Annotated in this window: 16 protein-coding genes; 8 read left to right on the top strand and 8 right to left on the bottom strand. The window is 71.2% G+C overall.

Going from position 1 to position 15,283, the window contains the following annotated elements:
* The first annotated feature begins 29 nt into the window (after positions 1–29).
* Positions 30–1,298, top strand: a complete 1,269-nt coding sequence (locus tag FXF51_RS46565) for an SGNH/GDSL hydrolase family protein (protein ID WP_148441241.1) — start codon at positions 30–32, stop codon at positions 1,296–1,298.
* Between the two features lie 72 nt (positions 1,299–1,370).
* On the top strand, positions 1,371–1,889 hold the full coding sequence (locus FXF51_RS46560) for a hypothetical protein (RefSeq protein ID WP_148441240.1): 519 nt from the start codon (positions 1,371–1,373) through the stop codon (positions 1,887–1,889).
* Between the two features lie 9 nt (positions 1,890–1,898).
* Here FXF51_RS46560 and FXF51_RS46555 read toward each other — a convergent pair whose 3' ends face one another.
* From FXF51_RS46555 to FXF51_RS46535, 5 genes are all read right to left on the bottom strand, one after another.
* Complete coding sequence (locus tag FXF51_RS46555; protein WP_262380289.1) at positions 1,899–3,062, bottom strand: MFS transporter; 1,164 nt, start codon at positions 3,060–3,062, stop codon at positions 1,899–1,901.
* A gap of 102 nt (positions 3,063–3,164) precedes the next feature.
* Entirely contained in the window at positions 3,165–3,617 is a 453-nt protein-coding gene (locus FXF51_RS46550; protein WP_222871779.1) for a carboxymuconolactone decarboxylase family protein, read from the bottom strand.
* A 63-nt stretch (positions 3,618–3,680) separates the two neighbouring features.
* Positions 3,681–5,264, bottom strand: coding sequence for a PLP-dependent aminotransferase family protein (locus FXF51_RS46545; protein WP_262380288.1), 1,584 nt, complete (start codon positions 5,262–5,264; stop codon positions 3,681–3,683).
* Between the two features lie 83 nt (positions 5,265–5,347).
* Positions 5,348–6,079: a class I SAM-dependent methyltransferase gene (locus FXF51_RS46540; protein ID WP_148441239.1), complete on the bottom strand. Its 732-nt coding sequence runs from the start codon at positions 6,077–6,079 to the stop codon at positions 5,348–5,350.
* Positions 6,080–6,369: 290 nt separating this feature from the next.
* On the bottom strand, positions 6,370–6,921 hold the full coding sequence (locus FXF51_RS46535) for an EF-hand domain-containing protein (RefSeq protein WP_148441322.1): 552 nt from the start codon (positions 6,919–6,921) through the stop codon (positions 6,370–6,372).
* A gap of 77 nt (positions 6,922–6,998) precedes the next feature.
* On the opposite strand from FXF51_RS46535, the gene FXF51_RS46530 reads away from it, so the two are divergent.
* From FXF51_RS46530 to FXF51_RS46505, 6 genes are all read left to right on the top strand, one after another.
* Positions 6,999–8,048, top strand: a complete 1,050-nt coding sequence (locus tag FXF51_RS46530; protein WP_148441238.1) for an SDR family oxidoreductase — start codon at positions 6,999–7,001, stop codon at positions 8,046–8,048.
* Positions 8,045–9,637, top strand: a complete 1,593-nt coding sequence (locus FXF51_RS46525) for a fatty acyl-AMP ligase (RefSeq protein WP_148441237.1) — start codon at positions 8,045–8,047, stop codon at positions 9,635–9,637. Before FXF51_RS46530 ends, FXF51_RS46525 begins: the two co-directional genes overlap by 4 nt.
* On the top strand, positions 9,634–11,187 hold the full coding sequence (locus FXF51_RS46520; RefSeq protein ID WP_148441236.1) for an acyl-CoA dehydrogenase family protein: 1,554 nt from the start codon (positions 9,634–9,636) through the stop codon (positions 11,185–11,187). The genes FXF51_RS46525 and FXF51_RS46520 overlap by 4 nt, the downstream gene beginning before the upstream one ends.
* On the top strand, positions 11,184–11,729 hold the full coding sequence (locus FXF51_RS46515; protein WP_148441235.1) for a hypothetical protein: 546 nt from the start codon (positions 11,184–11,186) through the stop codon (positions 11,727–11,729). Before FXF51_RS46520 ends, FXF51_RS46515 begins: the two co-directional genes overlap by 4 nt.
* Entirely contained in the window at positions 11,726–11,971 is a 246-nt protein-coding gene (locus tag FXF51_RS46510) for an acyl carrier protein (RefSeq protein WP_148441234.1), read from the top strand. Before FXF51_RS46515 ends, FXF51_RS46510 begins: the two co-directional genes overlap by 4 nt.
* Positions 11,972–12,179: 208 nt before the next feature.
* A complete protein-coding gene (locus FXF51_RS46505; protein ID WP_148441233.1) occupies positions 12,180–12,713 on the top strand; it encodes a VOC family protein in 534 nt (177 codons plus the stop codon).
* Positions 12,714–13,290: 577 nt separating this feature from the next.
* On the opposite strand, the gene FXF51_RS46500 is transcribed toward FXF51_RS46505, so the two are convergent.
* The 3 genes from FXF51_RS46500 to FXF51_RS46490 form a co-directional block, all read right to left on the bottom strand.
* Positions 13,291–13,737, bottom strand: coding sequence for a DUF5980 family protein (locus FXF51_RS46500; RefSeq protein ID WP_148441232.1), 447 nt, complete (start codon positions 13,735–13,737; stop codon positions 13,291–13,293).
* Positions 13,738–13,919: 182 nt separating this feature from the next.
* Entirely contained in the window at positions 13,920–14,369 is a 450-nt protein-coding gene (locus tag FXF51_RS46495; protein ID WP_148441231.1) for a DUF1772 domain-containing protein, read from the bottom strand.
* Positions 14,366–15,157 (bottom strand): NmrA family transcriptional regulator, encoded by a 792-nt coding sequence (locus tag FXF51_RS46490; protein ID WP_316247672.1) that lies wholly within the window; start codon positions 15,155–15,157, stop codon positions 14,366–14,368. Before FXF51_RS46490 ends, FXF51_RS46495 begins: the two co-directional genes overlap by 4 nt.
* Positions 15,158–15,283 lie beyond the last annotated feature (126 nt).

Genomic DNA, 15,283 nt, shown 5'->3' with positions numbered 1-15,283 from the left:
TTGATCCAGCAGCGAGTGAAGGAATCCCCATGTCATCGATGAGACGTCCGCTGACCATGCTCGTGCCGGCCGTGGCGCTGGTCCTCGCGACCTCGGGAGCGGCCGTCGCGACCACGCAGGACCGCGGGCAGCCCGCGGTGACGGAGGCCTGGTCGGCGGCGATGCAGCGACCGAGCGCCGGTTTCGAGCCCAACTGGTCGGAGACCGGGTTCTCCGACCAGAGCGTCCGCCAGGTGGTGCGCGTCACGGCCGCCGGGTCGCAGGTGCGGATCCGGCTGTCCAACCAGTACGGCGGCTCACCGCTGAAGGTGGCCGGTGCGACGATCGCGCGAGCCGGCCAGGGAGCCGCGGTGAGCCCCGGCACGCTGCGCCACCTGACGTTCGGCGGCGGCGCGCGGTCAGTGGTCGTCCCGGCGGGCGGCGAGGTGGTGAGCGACCTGGCCGGCCTGCGGGTCAAGCCGCTGGAGTCGCTGACCGTCACCCTCTACCTGCCTGAGACGACCGGACCGGCGACCACCCACCTGCAGGGGTACGCCACCTCCTACCGCGCCTCCGGCGACCGGCGGGCCGACACCGGTGGAGCCGCGTTCGAGCAGGGCGAGAGCACGCATTCCTGGTACTACCTGTCCGGCGTCGAGGTGAGCGGCGCCCCGGTACGCCGTGACACGGTGGTGGCCATCGGCGACTCGATCACCGACGGGTTCGGGTCCGGCAACGACGCCAACACCCGTTACCCCGACCAGCTCGCCGCCCGGCTGAGCGCCGCGGGCCTGTCCCGGCCGGTGCTCAACGCCGGGATCGGCGGCGGGATGGTCCTGTCGGACTCGGCCTGGTACGGCGAGAAGGTCGGCACCCGCCTGGACCGGGACGTCCTGGACAACCCGCGGGTGGGCACGCTGATCGTGCTGGCGGGGCTGAATGACATCGGCTTCAGCGAGGTGGACCTCCCGACGTTCAAGCCCAACCCCGACCGCAGTGTCGCCGAGCTGATCGCGGGGCACCGCGCCATCATCAAGCGCGCGCACGCCCAGGGCATCGAGGTGATCGGCGGGACGCTGCTGCCGATGGAGGGCGCCGAGTACCACACCGCCGAGTCGGCCGACAAGATCCACCGGCTGAACCAGTGGATCCGCACGTCCGGCGAGTACGACGCGGTCGTCGACTTCAACAAGGCCGTCGCCGACCCGCAGAACCCCGAACGGCTGCGCTCCGCGTTCGACAGCGGGGACCACAAGCACCCCAACGCGGCCGGCTACCGCGCCATGGCCGACGCGTTCGAACTCGACGACCTGAGCTGAGCAAGCCACGACCCAGCCGTCCCGTCCGGGCACGTTCGTCCCGGACGGGACGGCCCGACGGGCAGGAGTCCCATGACCCCTTCCAGTACGCCCCCGCCGCATCTGGCCGCGCTGCTGCGGCACTTCGCCGACCTGCGCGACGGCACCCACGGCCACCCGCCGGCGGTCTCCGCGCACACCCGCGAGGACAAGGAGCTGCTGTTCCTGCGTACGGTGCCGCTCCTCGACCCCTACGCCCGGCAGGCCCTGGCCGAGATCAACACCCATCTGCTGCTCGACGCCGGCCTGACCAGCGCCACCGGCGTGCGCCGCACCCTGGAACGCGGCCTGGACGCGCTCTGGGAGTTGTCCTGGCCCGCGCAACGTGACACCGGCCTCTCCCCCGTACGGCTGCGTGCCTTCTACGGAGCCGGTTTCCACCACCCGCACCTGCAGGGCGGCACCGTCGGCCAATGGCCGCTGAACGTCTTCACCCCTGAGCAGGCCGCCGCCGAGCTGCCCACGCTGCGCGCCATCGCCACCGCCGACCTGCACAATCTCGTCTATCAGAGCGGACACCGGATCATCCCCGCTCTGCGCGGCGAACGCTGAGCGGGGGCGTCAGGTCCTGCGGCGGGTGGCGCCGACGAGGGGCAGCACCAGGACGGCCAGGGCGGCGCCGATCCACAGCACGCTCGCCGTCCCGGCGAGGTCGACCGCCAGGCCGCCGGCCAGGGCGCCGAGCGCGATGGACAGGTTGAACATCGACACGTACAGGGAGGACGCGGCCTCGGTCGCGGCAGGCGCGGCGTTGAGGATCCAGGTCTGGAAGGTGACCGGGACGGCGCCGTAACCGAGGCCCCAGACGACGAGGACCACGGCCGCCGAGAGGACGTCGTGCTCGCCGATCGCGAGGGCGGCCATGGCGGCGGCGAGCAGGAGGCCGATGCCGCACACGGTCTGCCACAGGCGGTTGGTGATCAGGGCGCCGGCGAGGAAGTTGCCGCAGATGCCGGCCACGCCGAAGACCAGCAGCAGCACACTGATCAGGCCGTCGGCGACGCCGTCGTCCTGGAGCACGGGCCGGACGAAGGTGTAGGCGGTGAAGTGCCCGGTGATGGCCAGGAAGGTCATGGCGATGCCGACGCGTACCGCTTGGTGGGCGCGCAGCACCCGCGGCAGGTCCGCGAAGGTCATCGTGCGCTCCGGGGGCACCTTCGGCATGACGACGACCATGCAGGCCAGCGAGATCAGGCCGAGCACGCCGACGGCGCCGAACGCGGTGCGCCAGCCGGCCAGGTCGCCGACCAGGGTGCCGGCGGGCACGCCGAGCACGGAGGCGGTCTCGACGCCGCCGAAGACGACCGCGGTGGCGCGGGTGACGTAGCGTTCCGGCACCAGGCGCAGGGCGATGCCGCCGGCCAGGGACCAGAAGCCGCCGACGCTGACGCCGATCAGGAAGCGGGCGAGCAGGACGACGGCGAAGCTGGTGGCGAAGGCGGAGGCGAGGTTGGCCGCGCCCACGATGCCGATCAGCAGGGCCAGCACCAGGCGGCGATCGATCCTGGCGGTGGCCACGGTGACCAGCGGCGCCGCGACGGCGGCGACCAGTCCGGGCACGGTGACCATGAGCGCCGTGGTGCCCTCGGACAGGTCGAGGGCGGCGCCGATGGGGGTGAGCAGCCCGACGGGCAGCAGCTCGGAGGTCATCAGGGCGAAGATGCCCAGCGTCACGGCGAGGATGGCGAGCCAGCCGCGCACCGTGTCGCGAGGCGCAGGTCGCACGTCGATGGAGGTCACAAGTGTCGGCCTTTCCGGGCGTGGTCAAGGCGCGGACGGCAGCCGCGAAGGGACGGCCGCCACCCGCCGGAAGGGGAAAGGGCGCGGCTACTCGGTGCCGGGGGTCTTGCGCGTGGTCACGTTCATCCGGTTCCAGGCGTTGACCGTGAAGATCAGCGCGATCAGCTGGGCCAGTTGCTTGTCGTCGAAGTGCCGGGCGGCCTCTTCGTACACCTCGTCCTCCACCCCTTGCGGCAGCAGCGTCACCGCCTCGGTCAGCGCCAGGGCCGCGCGCTCCTCCGCGGTGTAGAGGCTGGACTCCTGCCAGGCGCTGAGCTGGTAGATGCGCGCCTCGCTCTCGCCCGCCCGGCGGGCGTCGCCGGTGTGGTAGTCGATGCAGTACGCGCACCGGTTGATCTGCGAGGCGCGGATCTGCACCAGCTCGACCAGCACCGGGTCCAGCCCTTCGCGGGCCACGGCGTCCAGGGCCAGCACGGCCTTGAAGACCCTGGGGGCGACACGCGAGAGGTTCATTCGTTCGGCAATGGCGATGTTCGTCATGACCACCACGCTAGGGACGCGATCGGCCCATGGTGTGGTGCATTAGAGCGAGCATTTCTTGGGTCAATTTCCGTCGGGCAGGGCGAGGCAGAGGGCTTCCAGCGCGGCCGGGACGGCGTGCTCGGGCGGTGTGCCGTACCCGATGACCAGGCCGTCACGGGGCGGCATCGTGCTGCCGGGATGCCGGTAGGGGCCCAGGCCGTCCAGGGCGAGGCCGAGGCGGCGGGCGGCGCGGAGGGTGGCCTGCTCGGTGCCCGGGGGCAGGTCGAGCACGGCGTGCAGGCCGGCGGCGATGCCGCTGACGGTGATGTGCGGGGCCTGCCGGGCGAGGGTGGCCGTGAGCAGGTCGCGGCGGTGCCGGTAGATCTTGCGCATGTGGCGGAGCTGGCGGTCGTAGGCGCCGCAGACGATGAAGTCGGCCAGGGTCAGCTGGTCGGTGACGCCCGACCAGAACTCGCGCGGGCCCTTGGCCGCGAGGACGTCGTCCACCAGCCGGCCGGGCAGCGCCATCCAGCCGAGCCGCAGCGCCGGTGACAGGCTCTTGCTGGTGGAGCCGAAGTAGACGACGTGGTCCGGGTCGAGGCCCTGCACGGCGCCGACCGGTTCGCGGTCGTAGCGGAACTCGCCGTCGTAGTCGTCCTCCAGCACCAGGCCGCCGGTGGCGCGGGCCCAGTCGATGACCGCCGCGCGACGCCGGGGGTGCAGGGCTCCCCCGGTGGGGTACTGGTGGGCGGGCGTGAGCAGGACGGCCCGCGCGCCGGTGGCCGGGAGCTCCTCCACGCGCGCGCCGTGGGCGTCCACGGTGAGCGGCACGGTCGTCAGGCCGGCCTCGGTCAGGAGTGAGCGGTGGAAGCCGAGCCCGTACGCCTCGACGGCGACCGGCCCGCGCAACACCTCGCACATCAGCCGCAGCCCGTGCGCGTACCCCGAGCAGATCACGATGCGGTCCGCCCTGGTGCGCACGCCTCTGGTGCGCGCCAGGTAGTCCGCCAGCGCCTGGCGCAGCTCCGGACGGCCTCGGGGATCGCCGACGCCGAAGGCGTCGCTGGGCGCGGCGGCCAGCGCCCGCCGGGCCGAGGCGGCCCAGGACGAGCGCGGGAAGGCGGCCGCGTCAGGAGAGCTGGGCGCCAGATCGTGCACGATCCGCGGGCGGGACGGGCGTACGGGCGCGCGGCGCAGATCCGGCCCCACCGGCGTGGCACGGTGCGCGACCTGGGTGCCGGAACCCTGACGCGCGGTGAGCCAGCCCTCCTCGACCAGCTCGGCGTACGCGGCGGCGACGGTGTTGCGGGCGATGCCCAGGTCGAGCGCGAGAGCGCGGTACGGCGGCAACCGGGTACCGGGCGCCAGCCGCCCCGAGTGGATGGCCTCGCGCAGTGCCCGCATCAGGCGTACGCGTGCTCCGCCGCTCCCGGTGAGCTCCAGATGCAGATCACTGCCACTCTCCTGCGCGGGATCGGTCCGGGAAACGCTCACGGAGACGCACCATATCGCCGTACGCGAGCTTCTTGCGATGGGCCGGGCCATCGGCGCCGCGAGCGCGGTCCAGGTGGCCGTGTCGGGGTGGATCAGCGACTGGCCGCGCAGGGCCTGCCAGGCGGTGATGGTGACCCCGGTGAGCTGGGCGCGTACGCGTTCATGGCGCAAGAGCCCGATCCGGGCTGCGAGGGCGCAGCACCGTGAGCGCGAACACCTGGATCGAGTGCAGGCCGATGACGTGCGGGACGCGGCTAGACTCGCCGTGCGATCGTGACAATCGAGCGACTGGCATCAGAGACCGGCTCGTGGCGCCAGCCACCATAGTGCGCCTCGACTTCGAAGCCGGCCTCGTTCAGGAACATCCCCAGCGTGGGCACGTCCAGGAATCGCAGACTCGCACGATCGACTCGCAAGACGGCGCCATCATCGGCGCTGGTCGTCTCGGTGAACGTCACCACACCGCCGACCAACGACTCGACATGGTGAGCCACGCGAAGCGTACGGCCGGCTCCGTCCACGACCTCGGTGGCGTTCGACGGATTCCACTCTTCCCACGCGTGCACCCTGGGGTTACGCGTGTCGAACACGAACCGGCCACCGTCACGAAGCGCCCTGCGAATCGCAGCCAGCGAGGTGGACAGTTCCTCATCGCTGACCAAGCACTGGAAAGCGTTGCTGGCCATGGTCGCCAAGTCGAACTCGCGATCCCAGGCCGCGTCCGCCGCAACACCGGCAACCCACTCGATGTCAGTACGTCGCCGAGCCCGATCGAGCGCAGCCAGATCCGGATCGAGCCCGACAAGTCGCCCGCGATGACCGAGTTCTCGCGCCTGGTGCAGCATGCTGCCAGTGCCGCATCCCACATCCAGCACCGCGTCCGCAGCCATCACCAGTTCGTTGAAGAACGCGTCGCTGGGATGGCGAGTGGGGTCCCACGGGTTGAGCAGGTCATACAGGGCAGCAGCGTCAGCATCGGTGAACATCCCGGCAGTATTACGACGACGTTGGCTGCTGCCAACTGGATATCAGCCGCAGGTGCGGGAGGAATGCCCCCGGGAAACGCCCGAGCCTTCCACCGAGGATGGTCCTGCGGTGGACCCGATGGCTGGCCAGGTCGACTCGAAATGGCGGTCCGGCTTCAGCTTAGAGAAGGGCTTGACTGTCCGATACCGCGGTCGGGTCGGGCTGCGTGCGCCCACCGCTTCGTCGCGCTCAGCGGAGGCCGCCGGACCGGGTTCCACGACGAGCGCGGGACCCGGCCCGGCGCCTGGTCTCACAGCGGGCCGAACATCCAGTTGCCCGGTGCCGTCTGGTCGGGGCTGCGGAAGTACTGCTCGGTCGCGGTGTGCAGTTCCTCGCGGCTCAGCCAGCCGTTGCCGTTCGCGTCGAGCCGCCGGAACGCGGCCTGGGCGGCGGCCTCGTCCATCCGGAAGGCGTTGGTGGCCGCCCGGACGTACTCGGTCTCGCCGATCCGGCCGTCGGAGTCGCCGTCGAGGATGTCGAAGAAGGCGTCGGCGACGGCGCTGAGGTGCCGCAGGTAGCCGTCCTCCGGCAGGGCGACGTGGGCGCCGAACCCGCTGGCGTACTCGGCCGGGCTCACCCGGTCGTCGCCGTCCGAGTCGACGGGCTTCATGACCCCCTGCCACAGGTGGCCGTAGCAGGCGCGCAGGCGGGCGGCCTGCGCGGAGTCGGGCGCGAACCCGAAGCTGGTGGCCAGCCGGTCGGCGATGGCGGTGAAGTCGGTGCTGTCGAGCACGCCGTCGTCGTCGGTGTCGAGCAGGGTGAACAGGTGCCCCAGTTTGCGCTCCTGCAAGGCGTTGAGCATGACCCTCCCTTTGCTGTTTGACTACTCACTGTAGTTAAACGTTACTCTCTGTTAGCTTGTTCGTGAAGGGAGTAACGATGAGCACTCACGTAGTGACCGGCGCCAACGGTTTCATCGCCGCGCACCTGATCGCGGCCCTGATCGACCGGGGGGAACGCGTGATAGGCCTGGCCAGGGCCGCGCCGGAGACGACCCGTCGCAGGCTCGCCGACGCCCGCGACTGCCTGGGCCTGGCCGCCGGGCCCGAACCGTCGCTCCTGCCCTTCTCCCTCGCCGACTCCGGCCTCGGCCTGGCCGACCCGGCCGCGGTCTTCGCCGAGCCGTGCGTGTTCTGGCACACCGCCGCGCTCATCAGCTACTTCCCACGGCGCCGCGCGGAGCTGTTCCGCGTCAACACCACCGGCGCCGCGCACGCCATGGCAGCCTTCCAGCGGCACGCCAGGCCGGGCTCCCGCTTCGTCTACCTCAGCACCGCCTACCAGTGCGGCTCCGACACCCGGGACGTCCCCGAAGACTGGCCGGCGACCCGCGAGCCGGCCGCCTACCGCAACGACTACGAGTACTCCAAGCGAGCCGCCGAGCACGCGCTCGGCCGCTCCGCGATCGTGGCCCGGCTCGCCTCCATGTGCGGCCATTCGGGTACCGGCCGGACGCTCACGGACCTCGGCCTGTACGACTTCCTGCGCACCGTCGGGTTCTTCGCCCGCCGCGACCCCGGCCGGCGCGCCCGCATCCCCTGCCACCCGAAGGCCAACCTGCACCTCAGCCCGATCGACCGGTGCGTGCCGCGACTGATGCGCATCGCCGACCATCCCGATCCGGCTGTCTTCCACGTCGTGGACGCCGCCCCGGTCAGCATCGGCGCGCTGCTGGAGACGATCAACAAGCATCTGCCCATCGAACTGGTCGCCGTCGATCCCGAGGAGATCGCCGACCGTCCGTACACCCGTTTCGAGGCGGTGTTGAACATGCGTGGCAAATACCTCACGTCCTACATGGCCCACCACTACGAGTTCCCGCGCGGCAACCTGGACCGCCTGATCGGCCCGGAACCGCCCGACGTGGACGCCGCCGTCCTGGACCGGCTCGTGTCCTGGTACGTCCGGCACGGGCTGCCCCGGCCATGATCCTCCACGAGCGGATCAGCGCGACCGCGACCTTCACCTTCCAGCCCGACACCGGGCCCGCGGCCCGGATCACCCACGCCGAACTCGCCGCCCAGGCCAGAGCAGCCGCAAGATGGTTCACCGAGCAGGGGCTGCCCGGCCGTGCGGTGCTGCTCGCCTACCCGCCCGGCACGGAGTTCACCGCCGCCTTCCTCGGCTGCCTGTACGCCGGAGTCCTCGCCATCCCGGTCCCCGACCCCGCCGGGGCCCGCCTCGCCGAGGCCCGGCTGGACCGGATCCGCCGCGACGCGAGCGCCGCCGCGGTTCTCGGGCCGGGCTCCGTCCCCAGCGGGCCCGACCCGGGCCTCGGCCGCTGGACGCCTCCTGCCCCCGGCGAGACCGCCTACCTGCAGTACACCTCCGGCTCCACCAGCGAGCCGCGCGGCGTCGCCGTCACCCACGACGCCCTGCACCACAACCTGGCGACGCTGGATCGGCTCTTCGGCCCCGCCGCCCGGCGAGGCATGGTCGGGTGGCTGCCGCACCACCACGACATGGGGCTGGTCGGGCTGCACCTGTCCGCCCTCTACCTCGGGGCGGACCTCACGTTCTGCTCGCCTGCCGCCTTCATCACCCGCCCCGCGCGCTGGCTGCGGCTGCTGACCTCCTCCCGGGCCGGGCTCACCGTCGCGCCCGACTTCGGGTACGCGTGGGCCGCGCGGCGCGTCACCGACGAGCAACTGGCCGGCCTCGATCTGTCCGGCCTGTCGGTGGCGATCACCGGTGCCGAGCCGATACGCCCGGCCACGCTGGACGCCTTCACCCAGCGCTTCGCCGCCACCGGGTTCGATCCGGGCGCCTGGCACCCCTGCTACGGGCTGGCCGAAGCGACCCTGCTGGCCTCCTGCAGCCGTGGAGCGGCCGTCCGCGGCTTCGCCACCGAACACCTCGAATCGCACCGGGCCGTCCCCTCGGCCACCGGAACACCGCTGGTGTCGTGCGGCAGCCCGGTCGACCTGGAGATGCGGATCGTCGACCCGCGCAGCCACGCCCCGCTCCCGGACGGGCGGGTCGGTGAGATCTGGCTCAGCGGCAGCAGCGTCGCCGGCGGCTACCACGGCAACCCTGCGGCCACCGAGGAGGTCTTCCACGCCCACACCTCCGACGGCGACGGCCCCTACCTGCGCACCGGCGACCTGGGCTTCCGCCTGGACGGCGAACTGTACGTCACGGGACGCCACGGCGACCTCATCATCGTCAACGGCCGCAACCTCTACCCGCAGGACCTGGAGCACGCCGCCCACGAGGCCCACACCGGCGCCGGGGCCGCCGCCGCGTTCGGGCTGAGCCGGGCCGACACCGAGCACGTCGTCCTGATACAGGAGCTGCACCACGGGCCGCCCGACGCCGTCGCCGCGAGCGTGCTGCGGCGGGTGAGCAGGGAGTTCGGGGTGCCGGTGAGCCTGGTCCTGCTCACCCGCGGCGCAATCCGGCGCACCACCAGTGGAAAGGTCAGGCGACGCCACATGCGCGAACTCTTCCTTCGCGGGGAGCTCCGGCCCCTGCACCAGGCACTTCAGCCCGGGGTCAGTGAGCTGGTGGGCGCGTGACCGGCCTGGCCCGGCACCTGGCCGCGTCCGGCGAGTTCACGCCCGCCGCGGTGCTCGGCCGCGACGACCGCGCCGAGTACCCCGCCGCCGCCTGCCGCGTCCTCGACGGCTGGGGGCTGCCACAGTGGTACGTCCCGCAGGCGCACGGCGGTCGGTTCACCTCCTACGAGGAGCTCATCCGCTTCAACACCGAGGTGTCCCGGGCCGACATGACCGTCGCGGCCGCCCACTTCATCACCTTCGGCGCCGCCGCCGCGGTCTGGCTGGCCGGCGAGCAGCAGCAGGCGGCCCGGCTCGCCGACCGCATCCTGGCGGGCACCACCCTCGCCTGGGGGATCTCCGAGCGCGCACACGGCGGCGACCTGCTGTCCGGCGAGGCGACCGCGACGCTCCGGCAGGGCCGCTACCGTCTGGACGGCGAGAAATGGCCGATCAACAACGCCACCCGATCCGACATGGTAATCATGCTGGCCCGCACCTCGGCCAGGCCCGGCATCTACGCCTTCGACCTGATCATCGTCGACAAGCACGCCCTCGACCCGGCCACCTACGACCATCTGCCCAGGACGCCCACCCACGGAATCCGCGGGCTCGACCTGTCCGGCATCGTCTTCCGCGGCGCCGAAGTTCCCGAATCCGCCAGGATCGGACCGTCCGGCAGCGGGATGCCCACCCTGCTGAAGACTCTCACCATCACCCGGACCATGTGCTGCGGATTCGCCACCGGAACCGGCGAACAGGCACTGCGCCTGGCCGCCCGGCAGCGACCCGCCGCCCGCCAGATCCTCAGCGACGCCTACGCCGACCTGCTCGGCGCCCAAGCGCTCACCCTCGCCGCCGCCCGCATGCTCCAGACCCAGCCGGACGAGGCCGCCCTGATCAGCGCCATCGCCAAGTACACCGTGCCGACCTGGATCGACGACGCCGTCTCCGCCCTGACCGCCGCGCTCGGCGCCGCCGCAGACCCGCATTTCCGCAAGGCCGCCCGCGACAGCGCCATCGTCGGCATCTTCGACGGGAACACCGTGACCAATCTGCAGGCCATCATCAACCACTTCCCCACCCTCACCCGGCCCTGCCCCGACCGCGCCCCCCTCGACCTGCACCGGCCACCACCCGCCCCGCGCCTCGCCGATCTGACGCCGCTGTCACGCAACGGACTGTCACTGCTGGCCCGCCTGCCCGAGACCGTCCGGCGGCTGCCACCCGGCCCGCTCGCGCAGGCCGCACAACTGCTCCACGAGCAGGCGTCCGACGAACTGGCCCGGCTGCCCGGCGTGCGGCGGCATCCGGCCGCCGCGCACTTCCACAGCGCCGCCCGCCTGGCGCACTGCGCCCTCGCCGCGTCCGCCCTGGAGATCTGGCAGGCCACGGCGGCGGCGCCCACCGAGCCGCTCTGGGACGGCGGACAGTGGCCACTGGCGGTGGTGCGACGGGCGCTGGCCAGGCTCGGCCTGCGGCCACCCGCCGACCCCGCACTGGACGGCGCCCTCCTGGACGACCTCCTCTCCAAGGCCCGCGCCGACCGGCCCCTGACGGTGCTGCCGTGACGGCCCGCACCGCCCTGGCCGAGTCGCTGGCACTCGCCGCCCGGTTCGCCCGCACCCGCCGGATGTACGGCACGACCGTCGCCGAGCTTCCCCACGCCCGCGCCCTGCTGGCCGGGGCCTACACCGACCTGCTCATCGTCGACGCCGTCACCGCCCGCACGATCGAGGACGCCGCCCGCCGCCAGGTGACCGCCCGCTGCGTCCGGGAGGCGATGCGCGACCTCAGCGTCCTGCTCGGAGCCCGCGGCTACCTCCGCGACGGCGAGTACGCGCCCTACAGCGCCTGGCTGCGCGCGCTGCCCGACCTCCTCGACCGCGAGGACGCCCCCCAGGACCACCTCCTGGCCCTGGCCTCGCGCGCGTGCGCCGACCACTGGGCCGCCGACCCCGTCCGGCTTCCCGCCTGCCTGCACCGCCTCGGCGAACGCCGCACCGGCCGCGGCGCCCCCCTGCCCGAACCGCTGACCGACGCCCTGACCGACGCCCTGACCGACGCCCTGAACGACGCCCTGAACGACGCCCTGAGGGAGACCATCCTGTGACCAGCGACACCGAAATCCGCGCCTGGCTCATCCGCCAGATCGCCGACTACCTCAGCCTCCCCGCCGACCTCATCGACCCGGCCACCCCCCTGCAGACCTACGGCCTTAACTCGATTCTCGCCCTCACCCTCAGCGTCGACATCGAAGACCACTTCGGCCTGCTCGTCGACGCCGAACTAGCCTGGGACCTGGAGACCGTCGACGCCATCACCGCCCATCTCACCAGCGCCCTCACCCCCTGACAGAAACACCCTGTCGCCGCTCTGACACGTGACCACATGCCCGGCTGGCAGCACCGGCTCGGGCACCTTCCGCGCTGCCCCCGGCCGCCTCCTCCAGTGTGGCGGCCACCATGGCGGCGGTTCAGGCCAACGAGCCGGACCCGGCAGGGCGCCCCCCGGGCCGCTATTGCGGCAGCAAACCGACCGCAATCATCCCTAGCCTCACGGCATGGAGATGACCCAGCAAGATCCCGAACCCCAGGGCGAGAACACCGTCAACGGATTCGTTGTCGTTGACGGAGCCGCGCCCTTCATCGACTTCCTCATCGCTGTCTTCGATGCGACCGAGCGGAGGGAAGCCCACACCCCTGACTTCTACGCCGGAGACGGAACGCTGATCCACGCCGAAGTCGAGATCGGCAACTCGCTGCTCATGGTCGCTGACCGCAAGGGCGGCTGGCCGTTCACCCCGGCCCTGACCCAGGTGTACGTCGCCGACCCCGAGGAGACGATGCGCAGAGCGGTCGAACGCGGTGCGACCGTCGTCACTCCGGTGTCTGCCTTCTACGGCGGGTACGGCATCGCCCGGTTCCTCGACCCCTGGCACAACCTGTGGTGGCTGTTCTTTCCTGCGGCGGAAACCGAGCCGGTGGCCGGGGAGGAGCCGGGCTGGGAGGAATCCGCTGAGCCCGGACCTGTCTACACGACGCTGCTCGAGACGATGGCCACGCTGGCCGACCCCCGTGCTGGTGGCACCGGATGACCTGACCGGCAGGTGAGATCTTCTTCTGCGGGGCGGGCCGACGCCGAAGGAACTCACCGACGACAGACGGTGGTCATGGTCTGTGACCTACGACAGTAAGTTGTTCCTTCGCGAGTGCTGTGGATTCGGGGGCGTCGAGGGCTCGGTCCGCATGAGGATGACAGTCACCTTAGGTGGGCGCTCCGGCCGCCGAGGCCGCCATCCGTCAAGTCGCGGTGAAGCGCTGAATCGGGCTTTCGGCGACGTGAACAAGGACTCCCGGTCGCCGACCGCGGCAGACTCCGCCCCGAGACCTGGAAAGCCTGGCATGCCGCCAACGGCATCACTCACCCGACGAGAGCCTTGTGACGCGGACGGATGCTGCCCATCGGCCAGAGTGAAAGCTCAGCCAGCGGTTACGCCGAAGAGGCAACACAGAGTCGAGAGACGGTGAGCGTGGACCTCGAACACGAGCCTCTTCCTGACCCCGGCCAAGGACGCGATCAGGAAGAGGTACCACCGACGCTCAGCCGTCGACGGACGGTCCACCGTCCGGGTGGCCGGTCGGCTGCCTGCCTCGCGTGGAAAGGCGTGACTGTCAGGGCCAGATATCCGGGTTCCCGTGTGACCAGCAATCCTCCCGCATGTTGATGCGGATGGGGTTGGTCTGCTCCACGGTTCCGTCCGAGGCCCACAGTTCGGCGACGTAGACGGCGGGCGTGGCCGGTGCGATGGATACGTGGACGAATCCGAGGATGGTGTTGCCGTAATTCTCTCCTGGCCAGACGGCGCCGCCGTTGCTGTATGATCCGGGCGGCAGGTTCCGGATGCCTAGGGTGATCTTGTCTTTCCACTTTCCGTAGACGTACGCGACGAAGTACGTATTGGGATGGCCGCCGGGCGCGCACATGCGCTGCCCGAGGTCGCGCAGTTCCCACGTGGCCCCGGTCGTGGCGGCCGAGGCCGGTAAGGTGCAGGTCAGCGTCAGTGCCACGCCGGCGGTGACGCCCAGCAGCAGCCTGACCGCACGTCGGATTGATCTCACAGAACCTCCAGGAATTCAAGGCGAAGGAACTTGACATCTTCCAGGAAACATTGTCATCCCCTTCGTTTCGAATTCAAGGGTTGAAGATTTATCAATCCGCCATTCTCATGGAATTTTAATTTCGAAATGTTTCGGTGTGCTGATGGCGGTGCGAGGCCGGTCGTGCGAGTGGGCGCTCGCGGTCACCCTTTCAACTGAGGCTTTCCTCTGGTCAGCAGCGCCCAGCTGAAGGCCACCAGCGAGCCGGTGCCGGCCACCGCCCGCACCACGTTCCAGGTGTCCCACGGCCCCTCGAACCCGGCCCGCGTCACCGTGCCCGCCGCGAGCGCGTCGTTGAGCGGCACGTTCGCCGCCATGGTGACCAGCAGCATCACCACCGACAGCGCGAACCCGACCGCGACCGCCCGGCGGCGCTCCAGGACGAGCGCCACCAGGCCGAGCACCGGCCCGCCCAGGAACACCAGCAAGAACAGCGGATTCACGATGGCGACGTTGATCTGGTTCATCGCCTCGACGAACGTCGCGTCACCCGCGCCGGCCAGCCCCGGCATCACCGCGTAGGCGAACCCGGCGAACAGCCCGGCCATCAGGGCGGCGGCCAGGGTGGCCCCGAGCAGTGGTGCTGATCTCATCGCGCGCGCCAGATCCCGGTCGCCGCGGTCTCCCGGGCGTAGTCGGCGAAGTCGCGCGGTTCCCGGCCCAGAGCGCGCTGGACCCCGTCGCCGAGCGAGGCGTTGCGACCGTCGAGCACGGTCGTGAACAAGTAGGTCAGGAAGCCGGCGAGGTCCTCGGGCACGTGCTCCACGTACGCCTCGACCGGGATCCGCGTGTAGCCGATCTCGCGCCCGGCGGCCGCGGCGATCTCGGCGGTGGCCTGGGCGAACGTCAGCAGCCTTGGCCCGGTCAGCTCGTAGACCTCGCCCGCGTGCCCGTCCCGGGTGAGCGCGGCGACCGCCACGTCGGCGATGTCGTCGGCGTCCACGAACGGCTCGGGCACCTCACCCGCCGGGAGGTGGACGTGTCCCTCCTGGAGGGGTTCGAGCATGTAGCCCTCGCTGAAGTTCTGGTTGAACCAGCTGCAGCGCACCACGGTCCACTCGGCCGCGGAGGCGGCCAGGATCTTCTCGCACTGCTGCGCCTCCTCCTCGCCGCGGCCCGACAGCAGCACCAGCCGCCGTGAGCCGGCCAGCTCGGTGAAGGCCGCGATGTCGTCGGTCGCGCCGGGCACGGCCAGGTCGGGGTAGTAGGAGACGTACGCGGTGCGGGTTCCGTCGAGCGCGGGCGCCCAGGTCGAGCGGTCCGCCCAGTCGAAGGGGACACCGCCCGAGCGGGTGCCGATCCGGACCGGCACGTTCATCGCGGTCAACCGCTCGACCACGCGCCGCCCGGTCTTGCCGGTTCCGCCAAGGACAAGAGTCATGTTTGTCATGCCTCAACGATGCTGTTCGCCCGGATCGGCAACAATGAGAGTGTCGGCAACGATCGTTAACATGGAGGTTCACGAAGTGGAGCGGCGGGACTTGGAGATCTTCCTCATACTCGCCGA

The organism is Nonomuraea sp. PA05, from assembly GCF_008086045.1.
GTDB lineage: Bacteria > Actinomycetota > Actinomycetes > Streptosporangiales > Streptosporangiaceae > Nonomuraea > Nonomuraea monospora.
Note: the sequence above shows the minus strand (reverse complement) of the source record. Positions and strands in the feature narration are given on the sequence as shown.